This is a genomic window from Actinomycetota bacterium (assembly GCA_040905475.1).
In the GTDB taxonomy this organism is placed as follows: Bacteria; Actinomycetota; AC-67; order AC-67; family AC-67; genus DATFGK01.
On sequence record JBBDRM010000096.1, the window covers coordinates 82,013 to 108,930 of the forward strand.

Annotated in this window: 26 protein-coding genes; 12 read left to right on the forward strand and 14 right to left on the reverse strand. The window is 67.7% G+C overall.

The genetic code is table 11. The features are described 5' to 3' along the window. The 3 genes from WEB06_11125 to WEB06_11135 all read right to left on the reverse strand — a co-directional run. A partial coding sequence (locus tag WEB06_11125) for a hypothetical protein (protein ID MEX2556171.1) occupies window positions 1-588 on the reverse strand: 588 nt, incomplete at its 3' end. Window positions 589-908: 320 nt separating this feature from the next. Then, a complete protein-coding gene (locus tag WEB06_11130) occupies window positions 909-1,706 on the reverse strand; it encodes an HAD family hydrolase (GenBank protein ID MEX2556172.1) in 798 nt (265 codons plus the stop codon). Then, complete coding sequence (locus WEB06_11135) at window positions 1,706-2,236, reverse strand: hypothetical protein (GenBank protein MEX2556173.1); 531 nt, start codon at window positions 2,234-2,236, stop codon at window positions 1,706-1,708. Before WEB06_11135 ends, WEB06_11130 begins: the two co-directional genes overlap by 1 nt. A gap of 257 nt (window positions 2,237-2,493) precedes the next feature. Between WEB06_11135 and WEB06_11140 the strand changes: the two genes are divergently transcribed. The 7 genes from WEB06_11140 to WEB06_11170 all read left to right on the forward strand — a co-directional run bounded on the left by WEB06_11140 (window position 2,494) and on the right by WEB06_11170 (window position 7,483). Continuing rightward, on the forward strand, window positions 2,494-3,513 hold the full coding sequence (locus tag WEB06_11140; protein ID MEX2556174.1) for a hypothetical protein: 1,020 nt from the start codon (window positions 2,494-2,496) through the stop codon (window positions 3,511-3,513). Then, window positions 3,503-4,693 (forward strand): CpaF family protein, encoded by a 1,191-nt coding sequence (locus tag WEB06_11145; GenBank protein MEX2556175.1) that lies wholly within the window; start codon window positions 3,503-3,505, stop codon window positions 4,691-4,693. Before WEB06_11140 ends, WEB06_11145 begins: the two co-directional genes overlap by 11 nt. Continuing rightward, the gene (locus tag WEB06_11150; GenBank protein ID MEX2556176.1) at window positions 4,690-5,526 is read left to right on the forward strand and encodes a type II secretion system F family protein; all 837 of its coding nucleotides are present in this window, start codon (window positions 4,690-4,692) and stop codon (window positions 5,524-5,526) included. Before WEB06_11145 ends, WEB06_11150 begins: the two co-directional genes overlap by 4 nt. A 98-nt stretch (window positions 5,527-5,624) precedes the next feature. Next, complete coding sequence (locus WEB06_11155) at window positions 5,625-6,296, forward strand: type II secretion system F family protein (protein ID MEX2556177.1); 672 nt, start codon at window positions 5,625-5,627, stop codon at window positions 6,294-6,296. Window positions 6,297-6,394: 98 nt separating this feature from the next. Then, window positions 6,395-6,616, forward strand: a complete 222-nt coding sequence (locus WEB06_11160; GenBank protein MEX2556178.1) for a DUF4244 domain-containing protein — start codon at window positions 6,395-6,397, stop codon at window positions 6,614-6,616. Window positions 6,617-6,629: 13 nt separating this feature from the next. Further along, window positions 6,630-7,079: a TadE/TadG family type IV pilus assembly protein gene (locus WEB06_11165; GenBank protein ID MEX2556179.1), complete on the forward strand. Its 450-nt coding sequence runs from the start codon at window positions 6,630-6,632 to the stop codon at window positions 7,077-7,079. Then, a complete protein-coding gene (locus WEB06_11170; protein MEX2556180.1) occupies window positions 7,076-7,483 on the forward strand; it encodes an Rv3654c family TadE-like protein in 408 nt (135 codons plus the stop codon). The genes WEB06_11165 and WEB06_11170 overlap by 4 nt, the downstream gene beginning before the upstream one ends. On the opposite strand, the gene WEB06_11175 is transcribed toward WEB06_11170, so the two are convergent. Beyond that, complete coding sequence (locus tag WEB06_11175) at window positions 7,462-8,745, reverse strand: hypothetical protein (GenBank protein MEX2556181.1); 1,284 nt, start codon at window positions 8,743-8,745, stop codon at window positions 7,462-7,464. The two genes, WEB06_11170 and WEB06_11175, sit on opposite strands and share 22 nt — an antisense overlap. Window positions 8,746-8,890: 145 nt before the next feature. On the opposite strand from WEB06_11175, the gene WEB06_11180 reads away from it, so the two are divergent. Next, window positions 8,891-9,379 carry a pyridoxamine 5'-phosphate oxidase family protein gene (locus WEB06_11180; GenBank protein MEX2556182.1) on the forward strand — a complete coding sequence of 163 codons (489 nt, stop codon included), beginning with the start codon at window positions 8,891-8,893 and terminating at the stop codon, window positions 9,377-9,379. A 145-nt stretch (window positions 9,380-9,524) separates the two neighbouring features. Beyond that, window positions 9,525-10,289, forward strand: a complete 765-nt coding sequence (locus WEB06_11185) for a class E sortase (GenBank protein MEX2556183.1) — start codon at window positions 9,525-9,527, stop codon at window positions 10,287-10,289. A gap of 4 nt (window positions 10,290-10,293) precedes the next feature. On the opposite strand, the gene WEB06_11190 is transcribed toward WEB06_11185, so the two are convergent. The 10 genes from WEB06_11190 to WEB06_11235 all read right to left on the reverse strand — a co-directional run bounded on the left by WEB06_11190 (window position 10,294) and on the right by WEB06_11235 (window position 23,172). Further along, on the reverse strand, window positions 10,294-11,001 hold the full coding sequence (locus WEB06_11190) for an ABC transporter ATP-binding protein (GenBank protein MEX2556184.1): 708 nt from the start codon (window positions 10,999-11,001) through the stop codon (window positions 10,294-10,296). Between the two features lie 98 nt (window positions 11,002-11,099). Further along, window positions 11,100-13,244, reverse strand: coding sequence for a branched-chain amino acid ABC transporter ATP-binding protein/permease (locus WEB06_11195; protein MEX2556185.1), 2,145 nt, complete (start codon window positions 13,242-13,244; stop codon window positions 11,100-11,102). Window positions 13,245-13,247: 3 nt separating this feature from the next. Then, window positions 13,248-14,138, reverse strand: coding sequence for a branched-chain amino acid ABC transporter permease (locus tag WEB06_11200; GenBank protein MEX2556186.1), 891 nt, complete (start codon window positions 14,136-14,138; stop codon window positions 13,248-13,250). Window positions 14,139-14,153: 15 nt separating this feature from the next. Next, entirely contained in the window at window positions 14,154-15,932 is a 1,779-nt protein-coding gene (locus WEB06_11205) for an ABC transporter substrate-binding protein (GenBank protein MEX2556187.1), read from the reverse strand. A 4-nt stretch (window positions 15,933-15,936) separates the two neighbouring features. Then, window positions 15,937-16,272, reverse strand: a complete 336-nt coding sequence (locus WEB06_11210) for a hypothetical protein (GenBank protein MEX2556188.1) — start codon at window positions 16,270-16,272, stop codon at window positions 15,937-15,939. After that, complete coding sequence (locus tag WEB06_11215; GenBank protein MEX2556189.1) at window positions 16,269-16,898, reverse strand: sortase; 630 nt, start codon at window positions 16,896-16,898, stop codon at window positions 16,269-16,271. The genes WEB06_11210 and WEB06_11215 overlap by 4 nt, the downstream gene beginning before the upstream one ends. 10 nt (window positions 16,899-16,908) lie before the next feature. Further along, a complete protein-coding gene (locus WEB06_11220) occupies window positions 16,909-19,017 on the reverse strand; it encodes a PQQ-binding-like beta-propeller repeat protein (protein MEX2556190.1) in 2,109 nt (702 codons plus the stop codon). Between the two features lie 5 nt (window positions 19,018-19,022). Next, complete coding sequence (locus WEB06_11225; protein MEX2556191.1) at window positions 19,023-20,273, reverse strand: ABC transporter substrate-binding protein; 1,251 nt, start codon at window positions 20,271-20,273, stop codon at window positions 19,023-19,025. After that, complete coding sequence (locus WEB06_11230) at window positions 20,270-20,956, reverse strand: hypothetical protein (GenBank protein ID MEX2556192.1); 687 nt, start codon at window positions 20,954-20,956, stop codon at window positions 20,270-20,272. The genes WEB06_11225 and WEB06_11230 overlap by 4 nt, the downstream gene beginning before the upstream one ends. After that, window positions 20,953-23,172 carry a hypothetical protein gene (locus tag WEB06_11235; protein MEX2556193.1) on the reverse strand — a complete coding sequence of 740 codons (2,220 nt, stop codon included), beginning with the start codon at window positions 23,170-23,172 and terminating at the stop codon, window positions 20,953-20,955. Before WEB06_11235 ends, WEB06_11230 begins: the two co-directional genes overlap by 4 nt. 177 nt (window positions 23,173-23,349) lie before the next feature. On the opposite strand from WEB06_11235, the gene WEB06_11240 reads away from it, so the two are divergent. The 3 genes from WEB06_11240 to WEB06_11250 form a co-directional block, all read left to right on the forward strand. Beyond that, window positions 23,350-25,104 carry an ABC transporter substrate-binding protein gene (locus tag WEB06_11240; protein ID MEX2556194.1) on the forward strand — a complete coding sequence of 585 codons (1,755 nt, stop codon included), beginning with the start codon at window positions 23,350-23,352 and terminating at the stop codon, window positions 25,102-25,104. After that, on the forward strand, window positions 25,104-26,465 hold the full coding sequence (locus tag WEB06_11245) for an ABC transporter substrate-binding protein (protein ID MEX2556195.1): 1,362 nt from the start codon (window positions 25,104-25,106) through the stop codon (window positions 26,463-26,465). The genes WEB06_11240 and WEB06_11245 overlap by 1 nt, the downstream gene beginning before the upstream one ends. Next, window positions 26,465-26,918: hypothetical protein (locus tag WEB06_11250; GenBank protein MEX2556196.1), on the forward strand; the 454-nt coding region annotated here is incomplete at its 3' end. The genes WEB06_11245 and WEB06_11250, both read left to right, overlap by 1 nt.

Here is a 26,918-nt window from a genome sequence, read left to right on the forward strand (position 1 = left end):
GCCGTCGTCGGTTGAGCCGTCGTCGGTTGAGCCGTCGTCGGTTGAGCCGTCGTCGTCGGTGTTGCAGTTCTCGGTGCACGGCGGCTCGATGATCGCGACCGAGATCAGGGCACTGCGGGACTCGACGCTACCGTGCGTGATCTTGGCGCGGTTGACGACCGAGTGGCCGATGAGCGAAGCGTCGTCGGGGATCTGAACGGTGACGCTCCAGCTCTGAGCCTGGTCGGCGCCGCCGATGTTCGCGCGCTCGTCGGTGTAGTTGAGGGCTTCGACGAGTGCGTTGAGGTCGTCGTCGGAGCCGTCATCGACGCGGAAGCAGTCCGTCACGTCCGCGGTCTCAGCACCCGTCGAGGTCCACTCGATCGTGTAGGTGACGCTGCCGCCGGGGTACGCCTCGGAGACATCCGCGGTCTTGATGATCGGGTCACGCGGGGTCGCGCCGCTGAAAACGCCGTTGCACTGGGTCGTAGCGGGTGCGGCCGACGCCGAAAGCGCCATGCCGAAACCGCTCATCGCAAGCACGACGCTGAGCACGACGCCCAGCCGTGCGAAGCGGTGCCCCTTTGCCCTGTTGATCGCCTGACTCATGTGTGGCCTCCTCACCAGATCCGGCGTTCGCGTTGCCGGAGTTCTTCTCTGTGATGCACCCCTTCAACGAGTTACCGGAGCTGTTGCCCTTGGGACCTCGGTCCCGTTCCGGGCCGGTTTCGCGGGTGTTGCATCCGCTTCGCCCGAGTTCCGGTTCCTCCTCGTTCCCTCATATGAGGGCTATACATAGAGAACGATCGAATGAGACGCGAAGACATAGCCCGATGAGGCTGTTTGGTTATAGTCCCTTACTCGGAGGCCCTAAGGGACGAAGGTCGGGACGCGCGTTGCGTTATGCGTGCGAAATGACCAAGCGAGGCTTATGCCGCGCGGTCTTCCGGGCGTGCGCGGCGCAGCCAGACCCAGGCGATCAACGCCAGTGCGGTCGCTCCTGCCAGCACGGCGGCAGCCGGAACGGGCGGAGGCATGCGCTCTGCGATCCGCCGGCGAAGCGAGATGGGATTCTGGAACTGGAGGATGGGCCATTCGCGCTCTTCCGCTGTCTTACGTAGCTCTTTGTCGGGGTTCACCGCATGCGGATGGCCTACGGTCTCGAGCATCGGGACATCGGTGATCGAGTCCGAGTACGCGTATGACTCGGTCAGAGCGATGCCTATGCGCTCCGCCTCCGCCAGGATCGCTTCCCGCTTGCCTTCGGCATAGGCATAGAAGTCGAGCTCGCCCGTGTACTTGCCGTCCTCGACCTTCGCTCGCGTCGCGATCACGTGCGGCACACCGAGGTATTCGGCGAGGGGCTTCACGATCTCCTCGGCCGAGGACGAAACGATGTAAACGCGGCGCCCCGCGGCGCGGTGTTCCTCGATCAGCTCGAGGGCCTCCGCGTAGATGATCGGATCGATGATCTCCTCGAGCGTCTCGCGGACGAGCTGGGAGACTTTGTCCTGCTCCCACCCTTTCGTCAGCTCGAGCAGCGCGACGCGCATCTTCTCCATCTTGCCCTCGTCCGCGCCGAGCAGGTGGTAGACGAGCTGCGCGTACATCCCCTTGACGATCATCGAGCGGCTGATCAGTCCTTCCTTCATGAAGGGACGACCGAACACCAGCGCGGACGAGCGCGCGATGATCGTCTTGTCGAGGTCGAAGAAGGCGGCTTGCATCAGGCCACCCGTTCGGGCTGGCGCTCACGCACGCGGCCGGGCGGCCGGCCGAACCGCTTCACGTCGTCGCGCCAGAGCCGGATCGCGATGAACACGACCGCCACGGTCGCGAGGAGGCCGGGCCCGAGGATGATCGCCATCGCCGGCTCGAGACGGAACGGGTCCAGGTCGATGCCGAGCGGCGCACGGCCGGCGTGGAAGTCCTCGAAGGAGCCGATGTGGAACAGCCGGGTCCTGGTCGCGACCTCGGCGGCGTTGATCGCGAGGAACATCGCACCGGTGAGCACCCAGGTCGCGTTGCGGCGGTAGCGCTCGATCTCGGACGCCAGCGCGAAGCCGGCGAAGTAGCTGATCTCGTACATCAGGAAGGAGAGCACGACCACGACGATCGGGAGCCGGGCCGGGTCGACCCAGTACATCCACATCCACGCGGGCTCGATGATGTAGAGCGTGGCCGAGATCGCGATCACGCCGATGTGGAGGTAGACGAGACCCCACTTGAAGGCGCGCGTCTTGACGAGGGCGCCCACGCTGGCAGATTCCCCTCGGCCTGCCATCCCGAAGAGAAGCCCGGCGCCGAACGCCAGCGCCCAGTCCAGGAAGATTGTCTCGACCACCCCCTTCGTGCCATCGATTGTAGCGAGATGCTTGCCCGATGCATCGGGATCATCGGGAAGATGGCCTGACTTCGAGCGAATCGCGCATCCTCCGTTGAACCCCATTCGACGCCGTGCGAGCATCGCCTCTCGTTTCCTCCCCACCTTCCCGGATGACCGGAGGTTCGCGCGTGAGGAGCATCGGCGTCGCCGTCGCCCATCCAGATCCGGGGGTCGTCGACGAGCTCGTTCACGCGGTGGAGGCCGCGTCGGACCTCTATCTGGCGCTCGACCCGGCCAAGGCGTCGGTGGTCGTCGCCGGGGCGGGGGAGCTGCGCTCCTTCGCGGCCGACCCTCCCCCCGCCGGGGTTGCGATCGTGGGGCTGGCGGTAGACGGCGATCTCCCGGAAGTAGCGCGCGTCGCCCTCCGTTGTCGCGCTGAGGACATCGTCTGCTGGCCTCGAGATCGGTCCGCACTGCGCGCTTCGGTCCGAGAGGCTGCGTCCCGGGCCCGGCTCGCCGCTGGAGGAGTCGACGGGAAGATCGTCGCTTTGGTAGGCGCTCGCGGCGGCGCCGGGACCTCCACGATCGCTGCGATGATCGCGCGCTCGCTCACGGAGGCGGCGGTCGTCGACCTCGACGCGGCCGGCGGCGGGCAGTCGATCTTCGTGTCGCCCACCACGGCGCCCACACTCGAGTCCGTGCTCGACGTGGTCGACGATCTCGACCCGGCCGGACTTCGTTCTGCGCTGGTCGGGCACGCGGCAGGGCGTGCGCTCTGCGCGGCGCCTCGCCGAGAACCGCCCACGCGCGAACGGGTCGAGCGCCTTGCGGCTCTGCTCCGCGCGGCCGTCCCGCATGCGGTGCTCGACCTCGGGAGAGCAGCAGAAGCCGGCACGCGCACCGTGTTGCGAACGGCCGACGCCGTGTTGTGTGTCTGCGCCCCCGATCTGCGATCGATGCACGGCGCGCTTGCGCTTCGTGACTCCGGACCGGAGGCGAGATACGTCCTCAACATGGCGACCCGACTCCGCGTCTCCGAACGCGACGTGTCGCGCGTGCTCGGCGTCGCGCCCGCCGCCGTCATCCCGCTCGACCCCGCGGTTCGTAAGGCAGGCGAGGCGGGTCGTCTGGCGTCGAGAGGTCCCGCGCGCCGCGCCGTCGACCGGCTTGCCGCAACGATCGCGAAGGAAAGTACGGATGGACGCTGAGGCGTTCGCGTTGCTGCGTGAGCGGATCCGCTCAGCACTTCTCGCCGAGTCCGCTTCGGTGCTCGACGCTCCGTCGCGATGGGAGCGGCGGGTGCGCGTACGCGAGGCCGTCGCGCGTCTGCTCGAACGTGACGGCTTGGTGCTCGCCCCTCGCGACGCGTCGCGTCTGGTGGGTGAGATCGCCGACACGATCGTCGGTCTCGGCCCCCTGGAGCAGTTGCTACGCGACCCCGCGGTGACCGAGGTGATGGTCAACGGTCCGGAACGCGTCTACGTCGAGCGCGATGGCCGCATCGAGCGCGTATCGATGACGCTCGAGGGCGACGCGGCGGTCCGTCATCTCATCGATCGCGTCGTGGCGCCGCTCGGGCTCCACGTGGACGAGAGCAGGCCCTGGGTGGACGCGCGGCTGCCCGACGGCTCTCGCGTGCATGCGATCATCCCGCCTCTCGCCGTCAGTGGCCCGACGCTCACGATCAGGCGTTTCTCGCGCCGTCCGATGTCCGGTGCGGATCTGATCGGACGAGGCACCTTGGACGAAGGAGTCCTGACCGTGCTCCGCGATGCCGTGATCGAGCGGAAGAACCTGCTCATCTCGGGGGGCGCCGGCGCGGGGAAGACCACGCTCCTCGGTGTGCTGTCGGGGTTCATTCCGACCGGCGAGCGGATCATCACGATCGAAGACGCAGCCGAGCTGCGTCTGGCGCAGGAACACGTCGTTTCATTGGAGACGCGTCCGCCCAACATCGAGGGCCGCGGCGAAGTCTCCGTCCGAGATCTCGTACGGAACGCGCTCCGCATGAGGCCGGATCGCATCGTCGTCGGCGAGGTCCGTGGGGCCGAGGCCTTCGACATGCTCCAGGCGATGAACACCGGCCACACCGGCTCGATGTCGACGATCCACGCCAACGGCGCGCGCGATGCCCTCGCCCGGCTCGAGGCGATGGTGCTCATGGCCGCAACCGGCCTTCCGCTCGACGCCGTTCGGGAGCAGATCTCGTGCGCCATCCATCTGATCGTGCACATGGTTCGTTCGCCCGCTGGGTCGCGCCGGGTGACCGAGGTGCTTCAGATCTGCGGCCTGGCCGCCGACGAGCTCGTCGTCGCTCCCGCACTCGCACGGCCCGGCGAGCTCGGCGGAGGCAACGGCACACGGCTCCGACGGAGCGATGATCGATGATCGCCCGACTGCGCGCTCGCGCTCGCATTCGACTCCTCATCCCGCCCCGGCGGCGCGCGCTCGACCGGCTCTTGGAGCGCACGCGATACGGTCGTGGGCTCGCCGCGCGACTCACGGCAGCCGATTCGCACCGATCGCCGGCGGGGTTCGTCCGATACTCGACCGGCTGCTGCCTCGCCGGCGCAGCACTGGCGACGCTGTGGATGGGCATCCCGGCTGCGCTCGGAGGCGCAGCGGCCGGGGGGATCGCTCCGGAGCTCATGATCCGAAGGCGCACCGCGCAGAGGTCCGACCGCATAACCGAGCAACTTCCCGACGTGCTCGCCGGGCTTGCGGCTCCGCTCCGCGCCGGCGCGAGCTTACCTCAGGCGTTCGCCGCGGCCGCCGAGGAGGCCGAGGCGCCGCTGCGTTCCGTCCTCGATGGAACGTGTCGCGACTTCGACGCGGGAGTCGCCCAAGACGTAGCGATCGAGCGGTTCGCTTCTCGGTGTGGCGTGCCGCCGGCCGTGCTCGCTGCACGGGCGCTCCGGGTCGGCCGGCAAGCCGGCACGGAGCTGGCCCGGGTGATCGATGAGGTGGGCGAGACCTTGCGCGACCGAGACCGGCTCGCACGCGAGTTGCGCGCTTCCACCGCGCAGGCGCGGATGTCGGCGATCGTGGTCGCCGCCCTTCCGGTGGTCTTCCTGCTGCTCATGAGCGCCGGCGCCCGAGATCAAGCGTCGCTTCTGTTCGGCGAACCGATCGGCTGGCTCCTGCTCGCCGCCGGCGGCGGTCTCGAAGGCGCCGGGATCCTCTGGATCCGGAAGCTCACCCGGCTCGAGGAAACGTCGTGATCGGATCCCGGGATCGCCTAGCTCGCTTCGCCCTCGCGGGGATCGGATCGTCGCTGCCACCACGGCGGCGCTCACCGTCGGCGCGCGTCGGGGCCGTCATGCCGCTTCGACCTGCAACGCGCTCGGCGCTTGTGCAGATCGCGGGCGATGACGCCGATCACCTTGCCGGCTCGAAGCTCCTGCTCGCCGCCGCCGGGCTCGCGGTCGCGCTGCTCCTTGCACCCATGCCCGCCGTGCTCTTCGCGGCCCCCTTGTTCGCTTTCGCGGGATGGCGGGCGCCTCATCTCACGCTCCAGCGCCGCGGCCGGGAGAGAGAGGAGCGCACGCGCGCAGCGATGCCCGACGCGCTTGATCTCTTGGCCGCCTGCGCCCTTGCCGGGATGGGTATCGATCAAGCGCTGCGGATCGTCACGAGCGAGTTGAGTGGTCCGCTGGGAGAGGCGCTGAGCGAGATGGTTCGTGGCCTCGACGCCGGCCTGCCTCGCGCTGCTGCGTACGAGCTCCTCGCTCGAACGGCGCCGGCGCCGGAAGTGCGGAGCCTGGTAAGAGCGCTTCGTCGCGCGGAGCGGTACGGAACGCCGGTCGCGCCGGTTCTCGTCGCGCAGGCGCGCGAGGCCCGGGCCCGGCGCAGAACCGAGGCCGACGAAGCGGCGCGCGCCGCTCCGGTCAAGATGCTCTTTCCGTTGGTGCTGTGCTTCCTTCCCGCGTTCGTGCTGCTGACGGTTGCGCCCATCGTGCTCACCGCTCTTCGCAGCTTCCAGGAACCGTGACATGAACGAGGACGATCCGGTGGCGCGGTGCCGTCGCCGGGTGGTGGGCCGCGCGGTGGTCGCGTGGTCGTGGGGATGGGGCGACCGGAAGGAGGAACATGTTCGGATCGCTCCAAGACAAGGCCCGGCGGCTGGGTCGTGCATTGCTCGGCCGGATCGCCTGCGTGGCGGAGGAAGGCGGTGCAGCGACGGCCGAGTACACGCTGGTGACTCTGGTTGCAGCGACCGTCGCGTTCTTGCTCCTGAACTGGGCTAAGGGCGGCGCGCTGACGGAGTTCTTCCAGACGATCTTCGACAAAGTCGTCGCTCTGTTCGCGTAGAGGGAGGTGCGGGGTGGGTCCTACGGGCGCGCGACCGCGAGGACCCACCCCTGCTCGGCGTCCGACGCGGCTCCGACGATCGGATGGGGTTCGCGGGTCGGCATCGGTTGAGTTCGCTGCGGTGCTGCCGCTCGCCCTCATCGCGCTCTTGCTCGTCGTACAGGTGGCACTCGTGGTGGCGCAACAGCTGGTCGTGCAACACGCCGCGCGGGAGGGCGCACGCGAGGCGGCCGTGTGGAACGACGACGCCCGCGCGCGCGAGGCAGCGCTCCGCGCGGGCAACCTCGACCCCGACCGCGCCGACATCGAAGTGACGCCATCCGATCGATCCGTGGGCACGCCGGTGCGCGTCACCGTGCACTACCGCGTCCCTCTGATCGTCCCGTATGTATCGCGTTTCCTCCCGTCGGAGACGAGCCTCTCGGCTACCGCCGAATACCGGGTCGAACGCGAGCCCGGATGAGTGGCCATCGTGCGGAAGGCGGCTCCATCGCGATCCTGATCGCCGTCGGGGCGTCCTTGATGACGTTGTTCGCATTGGCGGCAGCCGACCTGGGGTCGATGCTCGCGACGCGTTCCCGGGCGCAAGCGGCTGCGGACGCCGCCGCGCTGGCGGCCGTCGTGCAGCAGGCTCCCATCCTCGGTCAAGGAGAGGATCCAGAGGGAGCCGCGCGAGAAACCGCTGAGCGGAATGGCGTGACTTTGGTTTCTTGCGAGTGCGTGGTCGGCACCACCGAGGCTACGGTGACCGTGGAGACTCTGCCCCGGTTGTCGTTCGTCGAGGGATGGTTCGGTCGAGCCGTTCGCGCGACGGCCCGAGCGGAGCTCGACGCCGACGTGATGACTTACGAGGACGGCGGTGGGTGATGACGCCGGGGCAAGAGCGGCTGTCCGCGCAGCAGCCGGTACGCGACGAACGCAACCGGCAGTGCGAGTGCGAGGAGCAGCACGCTCCACGGGAAGTCGGGATCGGTCAGCGGAGCTCCCGCGATCGGCGAGCCGGTCGGCGATGACGAGGTTGTGGGTGAAGCGGTGAAGGACTCGTCGACCGACGGCGTGGCGGACGGCGAGCCCGTACCGGAACCCGACCCAGACCCAGACCCCGATCCGGAGCCAGATCCCGAACCCGAACCCGAACCGGATCCGGACGACGCCCCGGTGTACCAAGCCTTCGCGGTGACGTCGGTGTGCAGGAAGCTGAGGAGCAGGTTCGTCACCTTCGATGCGCCGGCCTTGCTCGGGTGCGTACCGTCCGGGTTGAAGTCGCTGCAGAACCACTTCAGGCCGTCGGCGCGTCCCTTCGTGCCGTTGGACCACAGGTAGGGACCCCAGCTCAACCACGGCGCAGTCCCGACCGGCAGCTGGCCCGAGAGCTGACGCTCGATCAACCCCTTGGCAGCGAAGCCTTCCCAGTACGCCCACGGTTCCGGGCTCACGTCCGTCGACGCGTAACCGCCGTAGGTGCGGCTCGATACGTACACCACCCACAGGTTGGGGAACCGACTCTTCGCGATCTTCACGATCGTGGCGAGGTCTTCCTCGAGCTTGTCGACGTGCTCGTCGAACGGCAGCTCCGGGGCGCCGTCGGCTTCCTTCATCCAGATGGCGCCGACCTGTTCCCCCGTCACTCCGGCGGCCGCGAGTCGGTCGTCGACGATCTTCCAGTACTTGCGTCCCTCGACCGCTTGCTCGCTCGCTTCTTGTCCGGCGACTGCGCCGTTCACCGGGATCACGCGCTTGCTCTTGAGCTTGTCGGAGGCCGCGCTCGCGACGAACTGCTTGAACTCGGCCTCGGCGTTGCTCATCCCCAGCGAGAGGAAGACGAGCTTCCCGTTCTTGGTGTCCACGGCGCCGCTGGCCTTGCGCGGCTGGACCCGCTCCTTCACCAGCGAGCTGCCCGTCGCGGTGTGCGACGCGGGGCGCTTGTTCGAGCCGCCGGGATAGAGGCCTCCCTGCCGGCCCTTGTAGGTACCGGTCCCGAGGTCGTTGATGGCCGTGGCATTGACGCTGGTCTTGCCGCACTCCGCTGCGTCGACGCCAGGCGGGAACGGGGTCAAGGTCGCGAGGAGCGCGGCCAGCGACACCGCGATGGCGAGGCGGCGGCGGACGGGTGCGATGACGGTCGACAAGACGGGGTGCCCTCTCTAGGTGTCCGACGGGTCGGAATCCGGAATGTACCCAAAGACGAGGCCGCCCGCACGGGGGAAGTTCCCTCGCCCTCTCAGCCTCCTCTCAGGGTGGGCATCGGCCTCGCCTTGGTAGGCTGCCGCCGGCATGCCGCTCCCGCGCAGCGTTCTTCGCCTCACCGATGAGGAGCTCAACGAGCTCCTCACCACCGAGCGCTCGCTCCGGATCGGCACGGTCGGGCCCGACGGCGGGCCGCACGTGGCGCCGATGTGGTTCGTCTGGCACGACGGCGCGATCTGGCTGAACTCGTTGATCCGAAGCCGTCGCACGAAGGATCTGGCGTCCGGATCGCAGGTCGCCTTGTGCGTCGACGCCGGCACCGACTACTTCGAGCTGCGCGGCGCCGTGCTCTACGGCGTGCCGAAGGAGATCAAGGGGACACCCGAGCTGACCAAGGTGCGGCAGCTCTTCGGCAAGAAATACTGGAACATCGACGAGATCCCGGACACGAAGAGCCACGTCTGGCTCCGCGTCGACCCCGACCGCGTCGTCTCGTGGGATTTCAAGAAGATCCCGGCCAACAAAGATCCCCGGGTGAAGTACGGGCCCGGCCCCGACGGCGACAAGCCGAGCTGACACCGGCAGCCCGAAAGCATCCTTCGTCGTCTGCCGATCGTTACAACATGATGGGGTGCGCGGCGACGCCTATGCGCGAATCGGTCCAACCGGTCCAAACCGTCCGGTGGGACGCTCCGGCCTGTGCTATTAATCGGAGGAACCGATGAGCCCGCAGAACGATCAAGAGAACTGGCCCGAGGCCGGGACCCCGTTCACCCCCGAGCGTCCGAGCGCGCGCAAGGAGATGCTCCCGAAGCGTCTCGGTGCGACGTTCGGCTTCCTGCTGGGCTGCGTTCCGCGCCGGCGTTCCGGACGACGGGCGCTCGGCATCCTCACCGTGCTCATGGCCTTCGCAGGCGTGGCGCTCTTGTCGTATCCGTTGGTCACCGACTTCTGGGCGAAGCAGCGCCAGGGCTCGCTGAAGAAAGAGTTCGCCAGCGAGCAGGTCGTCGAAGCGTACAAGCGGCGTGAGATCGCGGTCGGCGGTGCGCTGACGCGGCTGCGCATCAAGAAGTTCGGCGGATGCGCGACCTGCAAGGCGATCAACGTGATCGTCGTCGAGGGGACCACCGGCAACGCGCTCCGCGCCGGCGCCGGGCACTACACGAACACGCCGCTCCCCGGCGAGTCGGGGAACGTGGCGATCGCCGGCCACCGGACCGGCTTCGGCGAGCCCTTCCGCAACATCGATAAGCTGCGGCCGGGCGACGAGATCATCTTGGAGACCCCGGTGGGCGACTACGTGTACCAGGTCCAGAGCGAGGTGGACGGGCACAAGAACCCGTGGGTCACCCATCCGAAGGACTTCTCGGTGATCGCCCCGACCCAGGAAGCCGTCGTCACGCTGACGACCTGCGATCCGCCCCACACCTCTATCAACCGATTGATCGTGCGGGCGAAGCTGATCAGAAGCACGGTCGTCGGGTAACGAACTACGCCCCGAGATACGCCTCTTTGACCCGCGGGTCCTCGAGCAAGTCTTTGCCGGCGCCTTCCATCGTGATGGCGCCGGTCTCGAGCACGTAGGCGCGGTCGGCGATCCCGAGCGCCTGGAAGGCCATCTGCTCGACGAGCAGGATCGTCTTCCCCTCGTCCTTCAGCGACTGGATGATCTCGAAGACCTGCTTGACGATCAGCGGCGCGAGGCCCATCGACGGCTCATCGAACAACAGCACCTTCGGCCGCGCCATGAGCGCGCGCGCCATCGCGAGCATCTGCTGCTCGCCACCGGACATCAGCCCGGCCGGCTGGTTCTTGCGCTGCCCGAGGATCGGGAAGCGCTGGTACTGCTCGTCGATATCCTTGTCGACCTCGGAGTCCTTCCGCGTGAACGCGCCGAGCATCAGGTTGTCGCGCACGGTCTGGTTGGCGAACACCTTGCGGCCCTCCGGCGAATGCGCGACGCCGAGCCGCGCGATCTTGTGCGCCGGCCACGCCTCGACCCGCTGGCCGTCGATCGTGATGCGGCCGCGCACGGACTTGTACAGCTCCGACACGCCGGTCACGGTCTTGAGGGTCGTGGTCTTGCCGGCGCCGTTCGAGCCGATGATCGAGACGCACTCGCCGTCGCGAACCTCGAACGAGATGCCTTTCAGCGCCTCAACCGCTCCGTAGAACACATGGAGGTCGGCGACCTCCATGACCACGTCGCCGCCGCTCTTCTTGCTTTTCGCGCTCTTCGCAACGGGGACAGGCGGCTTCTCCTCCCCGTCGCCGCGCACCGCCACGCCCTTCGCCATCATGCCCCCACGTGCTCGACGGCCTCGGCGCCGAGGTAGGCCTCGATGACCCGCTCGTTCGCCTGAACCTCCGCCGGAGTGCCTTCCGCGATCTTCTTGCCGTAGTCGAGCACCGAGATCTCATCGCTGACGCCCATGACCAGATCCATGTGGTGCTCGATCACGAACGTGGTGATCCCGGTTTCTTTTATCCGGCGGATCACGCCCATAAGGTCGCGCACCTCCGCCGGGTTGAGGCCGGCAGCCGGCTCGTCGAGGATGCACAGGATCGGATCGAGAGCGAGCGCCCGTGCGATCTCGAGGTATCGCTGCGGCCCGTACGGGAGCGCGCCGGCCGGCACGTCCGCCCACTTCTCCAAGCCGACGAACTGGAGGAGCCCCAGCGCCCGCGCCTTGATCTCCGCTTCTTCGCGCCGGGCGACCGGCGTGCGGATCATGTTCGCGACGAACCCGGCCTTCGCGCGGCTGTGGAGCCCGACCATCACGTTCTCCACGACCGTCATCCGGCGCCAGATCTGGAGGTTCTGGAAGGTCCGGCCCATGCCCTTCTCGACGGTGACGAACGCCGGCTTGCCGTCGATGCGCTCGCCGCCGAACCAGACCTCGCCCTCCTCGGGGACGTAGACGCCGGTCACGACGTTGATGAAGGTCGTCTTGCCGGACCCGTTCGGCCCGATCAACGAATGCACGGTGCCGCGCTTCACCGCGATAGAGACCTTGTCGTTCGCGCGGAGGCCGCCGAAGATCTTCGACATCTCCTTCGTCTCCAGGACGATGTCGCCCCCGGTGACCCCCTCGGTGCGGACGCGCGGCCGTACCAGGGCCTCCGGTAGCCGGGCCTGCGGCGGCTCAGGGTGTTTCCGGCGCTTCCGGCCCTTCGCCCGCTCCCGGCGCTCGTTGAAGATGCCGACCGTCCCGGAGGGCGCGGTGATCACGCTGACGAGCGCGAGCACCGCCAGGATCGTGGTCGTCCAACTCAGCAGATTCAGGCCGAACGACTCTTGCACCTGTGGGATCAGGAACTGGCGGATGGCGTGAACGCTCGCCGCGCCGACGATCGGTCCCGCGAGCGTTCCCGTTCCGCCGATGATCATCATGACGACGAACACGAACGAGTCACGGATGTGCACCGCGGCCGCCGACTCCGGCGAGATCTGGCCGGTCGTGAAGGTCGTCAGCATCGCGCCGCCGAGCGACGCGTACGCGGCGCTGATCATGAACGCGGTGACCTTCACCTTGTACACGCGCACGCCGGAGGACTTCGCCGCGATCTCGCTCTCGCGCACCGCCGTCATGCCCCGGCCCCAGCGGCTCTTGACGAGGTTGCGGGCCAGGAAGAACAAGACGCCGAAGAGGATCACCACGAAGATGTAGTAGTCGTAGTCGGTCATGCCCTTGTCGGTGAATGGGAAGGTGACCACCCGGTTCGGCGGTCGCGCGACGTTGCCGATCGGGGTCTTGATGTCCGAGATCCCTTGCGCCGCGTTGAAGATCGGCTTGAGGAACTGGCTGTTGAACGCGACGTAGAAGATCGGGACGAACGCCAGCGTGACGATCGATAAGTAGGCGCCTTTGACCCGCAGCGCCGGAAGGCCGAGGAGGGCCCCGAAGAGCATCCCGAAGAGCGCCGAGATGATCAGCGCGATCCAGTGGTTACCGAGGAAGCCCGAGCTGAACTCGGTGGTGAGCACTCCGACCGTGTAGCCGCCGATCAGGACGAAGATCTTCTGGCCCAGCGAGAGCTGCCCGGTGTAGCCCGCGATGAGATTGAGTCCCATCACCACGATCGCGAAGTACAGGATCCGCTGGATCTCCAGGAAGTTGGATCGGTTGAAGCCGGGCAGCACGTACGGCCAGAGCATCAGCACCACGATCAGGACCGAGAACGCGATCCCTCCCGGCGAGGTGAGCACCTTGAAGCGCGGCTCAGGGCGTCGCGCTTCCTCGGCGGCCGCCTCTCCGGAGACCGCTTCAAGCCGGTCGCCTGCGCCGCTCGGCGCCGAACCGTCGCCGTTGCCCTCGGGTTCGCCGGCGGGAACCGAGCCGCGGGCGCGCGCCCGTGCCCACGCCTTCAATGCACGGCGCCGGTCGCGCTCGGCCTGCGCGTCCTTGTTCGCGCCCTTGAGGTCGTCCAGGAATCCCACGGCTCACACCTTCTCGATCAGCGCTTCGCCGAGGATGCCCGTCGGCTTCAGCACCAGGATGAGGATCAGCGTTAGGAACACCATCGCGCTCGTCCACTCTCCGGCGCCGGCCCATCTGGCCAGCGACTCGACCACGCCGATGGTCAGGCCGCCGACGAGCGCGCCGCGCGTCGAGCCGATCCCCCCGACCACGGCGGCGACGAACGCCGTGAGGCCGACCAGCGTCCCCATGTTCGGATCGACGAAGATCACCGGCGCGAGCAGCCATCCGCCGATCCCGCCGAGCACGCCGGCCAGCGCGAACGAATAGCGCACCATGAATCCGGTGTTGATGCCCATGAGGCTCGCCGTCGCCTTGTCGGTCGCGGTCGCGCGGAGCGCGCGCCCGAGCTGCGTCTTGGAATGCACGACCTCGAGCACTAACGCGAGGATTACGCCGACGATCAAGATCAGGTACTGCTTAGGCTCGATCGTGAAGATCGTCTTCTTGCCGCCGAACGATGTGACGATCGGATCGATGCGTTTCGCCTGCTCGCCGGCCACGTTGCGCACGACCTCGACGAGGATCAGCGACACGGAAAGGGTCGTCAGGATCCAACCGATGTTCGTGTTCGGGTCGAACTTGCCCAGTGGCGCGATCGCGATCAGGTGTACGAACAGCCCTACCAGCATCGCTCCGAAGAGCGCGACCACCAACGCAACCGGCCACGGGAGTCCCAGCCCCGAGCTCGAGAAGCCCACGAAGTAAAGGTACGCGCCGATCATCAGCACCTCGCCCTGGGCGAAGTTGATGACCCGCGTCGTCATGTAGACGATCGAAAACGCCAGCGCGATGAGCGCATAGACGCCGCCGGACGTCAGTCCCTGGACGATCGCCTGCAGGAAGCGTTCCACGTCCGGCCCTCCCTTCTAGTGGATCTTGCAGTCGTTCGTCAGACGGAACCCGTACGGGGCCGAGCTGTCGGCTCGCTTCGTGCACTGGGTCCCGAACCCGTTCTTGAGCATCACGTCGCCGAACAGCTTCGCGTGCTTCTTCATCAGGGCTTCTTGGTTGAACCGCATGAAGTGTGTCGGGCCGACGTACCCCGGCGGGTTGAAGGCCGGGATCGGCGGGTCCGCCTTCGGGTTGCCGATGAACTCGGTGCCGAGCTCGTACGCGGGGCTGGTGTTCGCGGCCTTGCCGCGCTCGAGCGTGATGCCGACCATGTCGGCCGGCTCGATGGAGATGTGGCGGTCCTTGGTGAAGAAATGCGGCGTGATCGAGGAGAAGTTGATGCCGCCGCCCTCCAGGTTCTCGAGCGCCGAGATGACCTTGCCCGAGTCGGTCCCGCCGGCCTGCTCGAACGCGCGCGCGAACAGGAACACTGCGTCCGCGGGGTTGTTCTCGCCGCCGGTCGGCGCGACCCCCCAGCGCTTCTTGAACGTGTCCACGGCCGGTTTGAACTGCGGGATGTACCCGATGCCGCCCAGGTACCAGTAGGACATCGTGCCCGTGCGAGCGGCGTCGCCGGCGAGCACGGCGAAGGTGCGCTCGGCCGCGCCGCCCTCGAAGCCGATGATCTGCGGAGCCCAGCCCCCCCCGCCGCGCGCGCGGTCGCGGTCGACGTACACCGCGTCGAGTCGCTTCACGCTCTCGAGCGCGTGCGCGGTGTCGCCGGCGATCCCCCAAACCATGAGCGCCTGGCAGTTCGTCCCCTTGATCCGCTGCAGCTGCGCAGTCATGTCGACGTCGCCGACGTTGTATTGCTCGGCAGCGAGCAGCCGGTTCCCGCTCTTGGCGAGGGTCTCGCCGATCAGCCGCTTTCCCTGCGCACCGATCGCCGTGTTGTCGCCGAGATAGGCGAAGCGGGTGTAGCCGCGGTCGGCGAGCGCGTACTCGTTGATCATGATCTCGATGCCCCATGCGTCGGGCGGGAACATCTGGAACAGCTGCCGGTAGTCGTTCTTCGGGTAGAGCTGGCCGACCGAAGCCAGGTCTCCGTACGCGGCGATGGCCGGCAAGTTGTACTGTTGAAGGAGCTTCTTCGCGGCGTAGATGTCGTCGTAGAGCCCGGCGAAGATCACGCCCTTGATGTCGAATCGGGTGATCATCTCCTGCAGGGCCGACACGGCGACCTGAGCGGACAGGTTGTCGTCCCGCGCGATCAGCCGGATCTTGCGGCCCCCGAGGATGCCGCCGGTCGTTTGACGCTCGTACGCCTCGAAGTCGGGGAAGCCGTCCTTGGCGGTCTGGAGGCCTTTCGCCGGCAGTCCGTGCTTGTTGATCTGCTCGACGGCGAGCTGGCCGCCTCGATCGGCGAGCTTTCCTACGAACGCGCCGACGCCGGAATAGATCGAGATGACGCCGATGTTGATGGTCTCGCCGCCGCCGGCCTCGTCGACGTTGAAGCGGCCGCCCTGCTGCGGCGTCAACTGATCGGCCGTCTTGCCGCAAGCGGCGAGGAACGCCGGGTACAGGAACGACGACGCGGCGACGCCGGTCCCCAGCTTGCGCGCGACGTCGAGGAACTCGCGCCGGTTCATCGGCGTATCCCAGCCATCCGCGGAGCGCTCCTCCATCTGCTCGTCGATCCGACGCCGCTGCCAGCGGCGGCCGGGCTGGCGCTTGGGGAGCTCGTAGGAGGGGATCGGGTCGGGGGGCGAGGACGGCTCCTGCTCATCGTGTCCCGGACGGCTGCGGTCGGTCATCGGATCACCTCGTGGCTCCTGGATCCGGGGTGGGCTGCACGCCGCCCCGATAGATGTCTTCGAGCTGGTTGATCAACTGATCGAAGTCCTGGCCGCCGAGTGCCGGCGCGAGTCGCTGCTGGATCTGCGGCGGGGCGAACGGGATCCCTCCCAGATGCCGAAGCTCCTCGGTCGAGTACACGCCCGCCGGAGCGCCGACGAGCGACACGAGCGCCCAGGCAAGTCCGATCAGGAGCGCGACGATCAACGCCACGCGACGGCGGACGACCGGCGCGGCCATCCGGTGGATCCGGATCAGCTCGCTCACGTCCCGGGGGACGACCGCCAGCGCGCCCGTCATAGCCGCGGCGCTTCCGACGCGACGGCCCGGATCACGAGGCGGTCCGGCCCGCCCCACATCCGCGCGTTCCCGAACAGCACGAGCACGCGCTGGGTCGAGTCCGTGGCCAAGTCGAGCCGGTCGGCGGACATGGTTCGAACCTCTATCACGGTGTACGTCGTCCGGCCGAGCGCGGACTGCGTCACGATCTGATCTCCCTCGGCCAGGTTCCCGAGGCGGGAGAAGAACGATCCGAAGCCGAGCCTGTTGGCCGTGACGATCGCCACCCCTTCGGCGCCCGGCGTCACGCTTCCCGGCAGATGCCCCGGCGCGCGTCGCATGACGGCAGGCGTTGCGCCCTCCGCGACCACGACGTCGAGCCCGATCGCCGGCACGATCAGCCGCGCGACGGGATCGCCGGTTCCATAGGCCACCGAGGAACGCGCCAAGGGATCGAGCGACGCCCAACTCGAGACCGCGGCGTTCATCCTGCGGTCGAGGCCCCGCTGTGCGAGCGAGGCATAGACGTTGGTCCCGACGTACCCCAGCACGAGCGCCGCCGTGATGACGCCGGCGATGATCAGGCCGGGAACCTTGAGTGAGCGGCTCCGCGCCGGCATCGACAGGGTCAGCGGTGTCGCGCTCACGGCTGCGGCCTCATCGAGGCGCTTCCTCCGAGACCTCGATCGTGTACTCGTTCCGGCGCGTGTACCACCAGAGCAGGACTACGTTGCCGAGCAGCAGCGCCGCGGCTCCCGCAGCCCCCGCCGCCTTCGGCAGGCGGTAACCGGAAGGCGCGACCTGGTTCTTGTACCAATCCGCCGTTGTCCACACGTTGTCGAACGCGCCGAGCTTGTCTTTCCACTTGGGGACGAACGGAACCATGCCCGAGCCGAGGACCACGAGGTTGCGGACCGTCTTCACCTTCTTCTGCAGGTTGAAGGAGTAGATGCTTCCGTCGTTCGCCGAGAGATACAGATGCCCGTTCAGGATCGCCGGAGAGGACCAGATCTGGAGGTCGATGTCGGCGAACGGTGTCTTGTACTTGTCGCCGAACGGCGGGTACTGGAACGTGGTGTCCCACTTGATCTCGTGCTCCCAGATCCTCTTCGGGCTCGCCGGGTTCCGCACGTCGAACGCGGTCATCTTGTGATCCCAGGTCGGCACGTAGAGCACGCCTCCGCCGAGCACGAGCCCCGACAACGCCATCTCGTCGAAGTCCCACGGCCCGCCCTCGCCCTGCCGGGTATAGGGCGTCTGAGGGTCGTTGTTCGGCTGGACGCCGAAACGTGCGAGCAAGCACGGGCCGTCGGGGTCCGCCCGACGCAGGCATTCGGGGTTGCCGCCCGGGCGGTTCAGCGCGATGACGTAGATCCGTCCGTCTTGCGCGGCGGCGTACAGGATCGGGTCGGCGCCGTTCCCGTCGATGTCCGGATCGATCGCCATCGGCCCGCCGACGACGCCTTGGGTGATGAAGCCGTCCTCGCCGTGCTCGAGCTCGAGCAGGAACGAAGAGCTGTTTCCGACCTCGAGCTCGAGCGGGAGCGGCGCGATGTACTCACGGCGCCACGTGAGTGCGTGATCGTTCCACCCGACCCGGAAGATCCGGTTATCGAGCGAGGTGATGATGTAATCGCCGCCTCCGCTGGCTCCGAGCGGTGGGACGGCCAGGCCGACCGCGATGTCGCAGTTCCACGCGGCGTTGGAGCAGAAGTCCTGATCGCCGATGGTGCCGCCGAAGCTGGCCTTGCGGTCGTACTCGGGACCGGGGCCTCCGGCCAGCTGCGTGCTGTCCTTCCCCGTCTTCGGATCGAGGAACCGCACGTGACCGTCGGAGCCCGGCACCTGCACCTCACCGTTCAGGCACGCCACGCCGGGCACAGCCTCGAACCTGCGCGTCCCGTAGCCCGCCGACTTGTTGTCCTGGCTGGTCGGGCCGCCCTGCTCGTACTCCCACCAGGTCAGCTCGCCGGGGAAATCGGGCGCGTCGGCGTACTTTTTCCAGAGCAGCTTCCCCGTCTTGGCGTCCAGCCCGTACGCCCAGCCCGCGAGGGTCATGAAGAAGACCTTGTTGTCGCAGTAGGCGGTCGCGCCGTGGATCTTCGGATAGTTGACGCCGGGGTGCACGGGGTCGAAGTCGGTGGTTCCGCGTGCACACTTCCCGTCCGCGCAGCGTCCGCTGTTGTTCCCCGGCGGCGGCGGGCCTTTGTACCCGTCGGTCGCCCGGTACGACCAGATCTTCTTCCCGGTCTTCGCGTTGAGCGCGTAGATGTATCCGTTCGAGAACGTGGCGTAGACGATCCCGTTCTTCACGACCGGGGCGTTCGAAGCCGGGTAGGCGGCCGTGTATCCGTCGGTGCGGGGGTCGGGCGAGAAGCGCCAGATCGGCAGGCCGGTTTTCGCGTCCAGCGCCAGGAACGAGTTCGTCGCGCCGCCGGCCGCATAAAGGATGCCGTCCACGACCGCGATACCCGCCTGGAGCCAAACCCCCGACGGCAGGTCGGAGATCTTGGTCGTCCACTCGAGCCATGGACCGTCGGCGTCGTCGGTGGCGAGGCTCCCGCCGCCGATGAACTTCGGCGCCTTCTCCGTGGGGTTGTAGCCGGTTCGGAAGTCGTCACCGCCCGCTCCGACCTCCCAGCGCGTCGCGGTGTTCGGCTTCCATTTCGTCTGGCTGCGCGCGATCGCGTCCGGCGCGACCAGCGCAGCCAGGACCACCAGTGCGGTCGTCACCATCGTCAGGCGTACCGTGCGCGCGCGTCTCATCAGCATCAGATCCTCGTAACGAGGAAGCGGTATCGCTGCGGAAGCAGCAGCGACTCGGTCACGATCGTGAAGAAGCCGCCGCCGGTGTCGACGTCGGGGAAGTACTCACCGCCGGCGGAGTCCTGGTCCTTGCTGAAGCCGTACATCCCGAGGTCGTCCAGGTCGATGCCGGAATGATCGTCCGGCCCGAACGTCACCGGCACGCCGGCTCCCTCGAAGTCGGTGATCTTCTCGAGACCGGCGATCAGGTCGGCACCCGTCGTCCCGCCGGAGTCCCGCGCCGCCTTGGCCAGCACGGCGACCGAGTCGTAGAAGGCGGTGGCTTGCACCGGCGCCTGGGCGCTGTTCTCGGTCTGGAAACGCGAGAAGAACGAGATGATCCGCTTGAGGTTGAACCACGGCCCGGCCCAGGTGCCGACCGAGAGCATCCCGTCGCGGAACGCGACCGGCGTCACCTGCGCGCTCGCGTTCTTGGAGAAGGTCGACGTCGCGAGGTTGCCCGAGAGCGCGATCTGGAACGCGAACGCCATGCGCTGCTGTTCAACGACGATCCTCGCCGCTTCCGATGGGTTGAAGACCCAGATGATGGCGGCGTCTGCGCTCACCTGACCTGCGTGCGCGACCGGCGTGTGGACGTCGCCACCCGGCTCGAACTCGAGGCTGAGTCGCGGCGTGACGCCGAGGTCGCCGAGCGCGCGGTCGAGCGCGTCCCGTCCCTCCTGCCCGAACGACGTGGTGTCGGTGATCACCACGATGCGTCGGTACTTCCGCGCATTCACCAGATAATCGGCGAGCTTTTCTGCCTGCAGCGACGTAGACGGAGCCAACGCGAACACGTTGTCGGCCGCTGCGACGTCGTCTCGCGTCACGAGCGTGTGGATCACCGGCACGTCCGTGATCTCCGCGAGGGCCGGCAGCACCACGGGGTCGGGGGTGCCGACGATTATGGCGTCGGTCTTCCCCTTCAGCTGGTTGATCGCTTTCCGCACCTGCTTGGGGTCGCCGGCGTAGTCGGCCTGAACGAACTCGATCGTGATCTTGTCGGCCTTCGCGTCGTCGCCGGCGAGCTTGGTCGCGCCGAGCACCGCCTGCGCGAGATCGCCGCCCTCGCCGCTGGTCGTGAAGAGCACCCCGATGCGGAGCTTCAGCTCTTTGGTCTCGGCGGCCTGCTTGTCGCTCTTCGAGGAGCAGGCGACGAGCAGCGCCAGCATTGCCGCGAGCGCGGCGGCGCGGAAAGCGACCGGGCGTCGGGTCATGTCGTGCTCACCAGGAAGGTCAGCTTCCAAGTCTTGACGGTCGCCGCGATCGCGGAGTCGGGAACCGCGAACGTGAATAGGCCGACGTTGCCGGCGAAGTAGTAGACGCCGAATCCTTTTGTCTCCAGGCCGAGCTCGCCGGGCGGCGCCGCCGGGTCGTTCGGCAAGCTCGGCGGGTTCAGCCCCAGTCTGGTCGGAAGGTGCGTGACCGACAGGGTCTCCGTCCACACGATGATGCCGTTCGCGTCGATGAAGTCCGCACGCGCCTTCAGGTTGCGGACGGGCTCGGGTCCCTCGTTGATGACCGGCACCACGAGGTAGTACATGCCGAGCTGCGGGTTCACGCCGTAGACCGGCAGCGAGATCAGTCCGGGACCCCTGCCGTTCTTGAAGCCGGTGAGGTTCAGCGCATCGCGGGCCACCTGCGAGAGCGGCGCGATCTGCAGTGTCGTGATGCGGAGGCCCGGCGGTGTCGCCTCGGCGACCTCGGCGAGCTGCTCCTCGCCGAGCGTCGTCGCCGCGCCCGACGAGCCGAACTCGGCGTCGGTCAGCTGCGGGATCTCGTCGGGGGAGGGCAGCGCGATCTCAGGGCCTGCCAGCCGCGTCGGGATGCCCTCGCCGCATGCGGTCAGTGCGATGCCGGCGGCGATCAGCGCCGCTCCGGTCCTCAGCGCACGCCTCATACGACGAACCACCGGAACCTCGCGAAGCCGAATAGCACGCCGAGCAGCAGCCCCGTCGCCAGGAGCACGCTCGTCCGGCCCATCGGCGTGTCGGTCACCATCGGCCGCTCTCCCATGGGTTCTGTGGAGAAGGTGAGAACCAGCTGACCGATGGCAAGCTCGCCGTCCTTGTCGGTCGGACGGCCCATGAACGTCGCCATCTCCCTCGCCCGCGCGACGGCGGCCGCTTTCACGGCGGTGTCGATGTCGATGCCGTTGATGTCCCACTGCAGCAGGCTGCGCGCCGTGTCGATCCCGAAGATCGCGAAGTTCTGGATCGAGTCGGCGATGAACCGCCACGTCGCACCGAGCTGGTGGAACGCGTCGACCTGAGCCTCGGCTCCGTCGGTGAGCACGTGCAGCGCCCAGATCAGCGAGTTCGGCGTGTCCTTGTTGCCGAGCGCCGCCTGCAGCGGATCGAACCCCTTCGTCTTAAGGGTGTAGAGACCGCGCTCCAGCTCTTCCAGCCCGAACGGGAACTTGATGAAAAGGTATTTGTTCCACGAGTCGCACGACTGCCCCGCGGCGGTGTCCGCATCGGCGGGACAGCCCGCCGACGGGAGATTCGAGATCCCCGGGATCAGCGCCGTGTCGAGCTCGTGGTTCTGCTTCTGCAAGGAGTGGAAGTCGTGCTCGACGATCGCGAGCTTCAAGGCCAGGAGGTTCAGCGGCAGCGCCGCCGTCGGGCAAAGGGGTGTCACCAACGCCGGGGCATCGGGGAAGTACGGACGGGTGTCGTTGGCCCACCCCGTGTCGCCGCAGAGCTGAGCGATGCCCTTGACGTCGCTCCAGATCGAGTCGAGCAGCAAGGTGTTGGGATCGTCGAGTCCGCCGATGATCGCGCCTGAGCTCCCCGAGCTCGTGTCGGACGAGAAGCCGACGAGCAGGCGTAAGACCTGCGCGACCGACAGTGCTCCCTTGGTGGCGTCGCGCGACAGCTCGACGGCGTTCTGGATGACGTTGAGCGCGCGGTCCGCTTGTTCCATGCCCTTGGTGAGGGTCCAGAGCGCCCACAGCTGGTTGGGGTTGTCGAAGGAGCCGGCCTCGCGGTTCCCCTTGTCCGGACCGAGGATCGGGATCGAGAGGTTGCCGAACGCGTCGTGAAGCAAGCCGAAGAGCGCGGTCAGCGCGATGAGGTTCTCCCGGAACAGCCCGAACACGTCGTACATGAAGTTGCGGCGGCCGCGTTGGAACTGGACGCCCTCGGAGGTGAGCGCTTCGGCGTCGATCGGAGGGAAGACGGGCTGCGCGACGACGGTGATCTTCGGAAGCGTCGCTCCCTTGGCGATGACGCCGGTGATGATGGCGTCCTGCTGCGCGGGGAAATCGGGTGGGACCAGATTCTTGGTCCAGTTGATGATCGTCTCACTGCCGGTACGCGCGATCTCGCCGTCGGACCTGATCGAGTCGAAGTCGCCGTCGGGGAATCGTAGGTCGACGATCCGCGCGACGTACGGCGTGTAGACCGGAGCCACGGCGACGACCGTCTTCTTGGTCTGGATGTCCGTGTAGGCGACCTCTTGCTCGCGCTTCGTCATGTTCGTCAGCGTCACCACGATCTTGAAGCGCGTCGCGGAGGTGGACGACTCGAGCACCTCCGGCGTGACCTCTTCCTCTGCGCCCTCGTCGCCGGTGAAGTATCGGACGAGCACGTTTATCGGGAGCGGTTTCGGACCGTCGGGCGTCAGCCAGTAGTCCCCCTGCTGCTGGAGCCGTCCTTCGTAGTAGATGTCCTTGAACCCTTCGTCGCCGATCGAGACGTCCCACGACAGGCCAGTCGACGTCTCGCGCCCGCCCTTCGTTCCGCCGAGATAGCTGACGTCGACGAACGTCGCGGGGTCGGTCACGGTGTGGCTGCCTTTGCCGCGCAACCTGATCCAGTCCTTGAGCCAGGCGGCGACCGGCTTGCCGGTGCGGTCGATCTGCACCTTGAGGTACTCGGTGTCGGTCGAACGGCCGGGCTTCTCCGGCTCGGGTGCGGGCGAGGGTGAGCCCGTTCCGGTCGCGTCCGGCGACGGTGAGCCGCCCTCGGTCGGCGACGCGTCGGGGGATGGTGAGGCCGTGTCCGTCGACGTGGGTGTCGGCGACTGGGAGCGCGCCACCTCGGGAAGCGTGAGGAAGAGGGAGAGCAGGGAGAGGAGGACGATCACCCCGATCGCCCGGGACCGGCTCCTCAAACAGGTCCTCCTCCATGAGAGCGCGACCGTGGGCGACGATGCTCTCGCCCCCAAGCGCCGGCCCCAGTGCGAACGTTCATCAAACCTGCTTCGACGATTGGGGACCCGACTCCTGCGGGTCCTCCGGCCGCCGTGCGTGGGCATGTTTTAGAACGCTTTGCGCGAACCGCGCAAGTGGTGCGCCGCATCGTGTGGATGGGCGTCCGTGCCGCTACCTGGGCGTTGGTAGACTCGCCGGTCATGGGCCGCACCCGGCCTCGCCGTTCATCCGCCCGCATATTCGGCCTGGGAGCCGCCCTGTGCGTGCTGCTAACGGCGCTCCCGGCCGCTCCCCAGACCGGCTCGATCAAGATCGGGCTGGCCTCGGTCTTCGACTTCGCCAGGGAGTGGATGGAGGACGGCGCCCGGTTCGCCGTCCAGGAGATCAATCGCGCCGGCGGCGTGCTCGGACGGCGTCTGCAGCTGGTGGCCGAGCACGACCCGGCGCTCGGGAACCGCGCCGTCCAGCAGCTGCTGCTCCGCGACCGCGTCGACGTCCTCATCGGGCCCGAGGTCTGGACGGCGACCCAGAACAACGACCAAAACATCCGCAACCGCAAGGTCATCAACATCCTGCCGCTCTCTCCGGTGGGGCAGGTCAACGTCCTCCGGAACCCGTACGTGTTCCGTCTCATCCCGTACGACGCGATCCAAGCCGAGTCGCTCGTCAACTTCCTGGTGAACACGCAGGGCCGGAAGCGATTCGCGGTGCTCTACGCCGACGACTTCCTCGGGCGGGAAGGGATCGGGCAGGTTCGCGAGCAGCTGAAGTTCAAGGGCATGCGCCCCGTTTACGAGAACACGTTCAACATGGGCGACGTCGACATGACGTCGCAGGTCGCCGGGGCGCAGCGCGTGGAGGCCGACGCGCTCATCGTCTGGGGGCTCGCGCGCGAGACGGCGCGCATCGCACAGATCGTTCGCAATCTGAAGTGGAAGGTGCAGATCGCCGGCCCGGTCGAGGCGATCGCCGGCGACTACGTCGAGATCGCCGGCGCCGCGGCCGACGGGACGGTGTCCGTCCTCCCGCACAAGACGATCAACAACTGGGCCCCGCCGGGCTCGTTCCGAGCGAACTGGTTCGCCCGATGGCACCGTGACTTCCAGAGGATCAAGGCCTTCAAAGGAACCAAGGTCCCGAATCTGCCGATCGCGCAGGCGGTCGTCTACGACGCCGTCAAGCTGGCCGCGGAGGCCATCCGGATCGCCGGGACGACGGAAGGAGACGCCGTGCGGAAAGTGCTCGAGTCGGGCCGCGTGTTCGAGTTGATCACACACGATTTCAAGTTCGCCGCCGACAACCACGAGACGTACATCGGCGAGGATCTATGGGCGTTCCGGATCGCGCGCGGCGCGGTGAACTTCGACATCGACCCGCGCGCCGACGTGCGCAAGGAGACGGAGGCCTGGCAGCTGTTCGCCGCCGGCTTGCTCTTCAACCGGAAGACGGGCCTCGCCTTCATCCCGTACTCGATCGGCACGTTCAACAAGGGCAGTCCGATCCGGGTCGGGAGCCTTACCTGGACGGCCGTGTCGGCGCGGTACGTCGAGGAACTGACCGTTCCCTACTTCGACCTGCCGTCCCGGCGCGCCGAAGGGAAGTTCGCCATCGTGCACCTCCGATTACGCAACACCTCCGGGACGACGCGCAAGGCGCCGTGGTCGTTCGTGGTCGATCAGGACGGCAACCTTTCGATCCCGGATCCCCAGGCGATGGCGGCGCTTTGGATCAACGGCGGCCCGTCGGCGAAGTTCTTCATCTTCGAGCCGATCCCGCCCGGCGGCGTGTTCGAGGGCGACGTCGTGTTCGACGTCGAGCAGACGGCGACGAAGCTCCAGGTCGGCGTCCCGGACGACTTCATCTTCGAGAACTACGCGATGGTGCGCCTCTAATGGTCGGGCGGCGGCCGCTCTCGTCGGCGCTGTGTGCCGTGCTGCTCGCGGCCGCGGGTGCGTCGTGCACCGGCTCGAAGGGCGATCTGGTGATCGGCGTCGTCGGGCCCCTGTCGGGCCCGCTCGCTTTCGTCGGTGAAGCGCAACGCCGTGGAGCCGAGATCGCAGCCGACGCGATCAACGACTCGGGCGGGATCAAGGGTCGGAAGATCAGGCTCGCCGTTCGTGACGACGCGGACTTCTCCAAGATCACCGGCATCTTGCGCGACCTTACCCTGCGCGAGAAGGCGATCGCGATCATCGGACCGGAGACGGCGACACCCGTGCTGTCGGCGTCGAGCCCGACCGCGCGCGCGAAGGTCCCCGTGCTGCTCCCGTACGCGGCGCACGGCGACGTGCGCCCGCGCGGCGGCGTCGACAACGTCTTCCGGCTCGTACCGAGCGCCGCCGACGAGACCGCGCTCCTGGCCGAGTGGCTGGTGAAGGAGCGACGCATCACATCCATCGCGCTGGCGACCTCCGCCGACGAGGACGGTCGCGGGGCGGCCGCGCTCCTGAAGGCGCGGATCCCCGAGTCCGGCGGGCGCGTCGCCGCCGCTCGGGAGTTCACGCCGGGAGAGGTCGACCAGACGCAGCTCGCGCGAGTGCTGCAACGTTCGGGCGCGGATGCGCTTGTGGTGTGGGGGCCGCCGGCCGACTCGGCGCGGGTGACCCAGGCGGTGAAACGCATCAAGTGGAACGCGCAGATCACCGGCCCGCTCGGGCTCTTCGTCGCCGACTACCGGTCGCTGGCCGGATCGGCGTCGGACGGTACAGCGATCACGCTGCCGTTCCGCCGCGACTGGTTCTCCGCGAAGGTTGCCGCGTTCTTTCTCCGCTATCAGACACGTTTCGGGATCGTGACCATCCCGCGACAGAGCACGCTGATCCCCGACCTGCCGGTGCTCGCGATGGCCGCTCACGACGCCGTGATCCTCGCTGCCGACGCGGCGAGGCGCGCCGGCACCAGCCCCGCCAAGATCACCGAGGCGCTGCAGCGGACGACCGACGTCGAGGGGATCGCGCGCACCTACACGTTCACGCCGGCCGACCACGAGGCGTTCGACCGCGAGGACCTCTGGATGGCGCGCTTCTACAACTTCGCCGTCCTCTACGACGTCGACCGCCGCGCCGACCTCAAGGAGCAGATCGCGTTCTACAAGATCCAGGTGTCGGCGATCTACGTGCCGCCCGAGTTCTTCCGAACCGCGAAGGGCGCCGAGCTCCAGCAGCGCATCCTCGAGGACGTCCTCACGGACCCCGAGAAGGTGGAGTTCTTCAAGGCCTACCGGCCGCCTCGGCCGCCGCCTGGGCCTATCTAGTGGAGCACCTGCAGGCGGTCGTCACCGGGCTCGGCGTCGGCGCGGTTTATGCGCTCATCGCGTTCGGCATCTCGCTCGTCTACGCGACGTCGCGCACGCTGAATTTCGCGCACGGCGAAGTGCTGACCGTCGGGGTGTTCCTCGCGCTCACTGCGGTCTTCTTCGACCTGCCGCCCTGGCAGGGGATCCTCATCGGCATCGCAGGGGCCGTGCTCCTCGGGGTGGTTCTCGAGAAAGTCGTGTTCACGCCGCTCAAGCGCTCCCCGGAGTCGCTCGCCTGGCTGCTGGGCCTCTTGATCGTCGGCGCCGTGATCACGAACGGGTCGGCGCGGATCTGGGGGCAGAGCGCGTACAACGCCGAGCAGCTCGGGATCGGCAGCGCGCTGGGCTTGGATCACATCTTCCACTGGGGCGACTTCATCTTCCCCGCGATCTACGTGTGGCTGTTCGTCG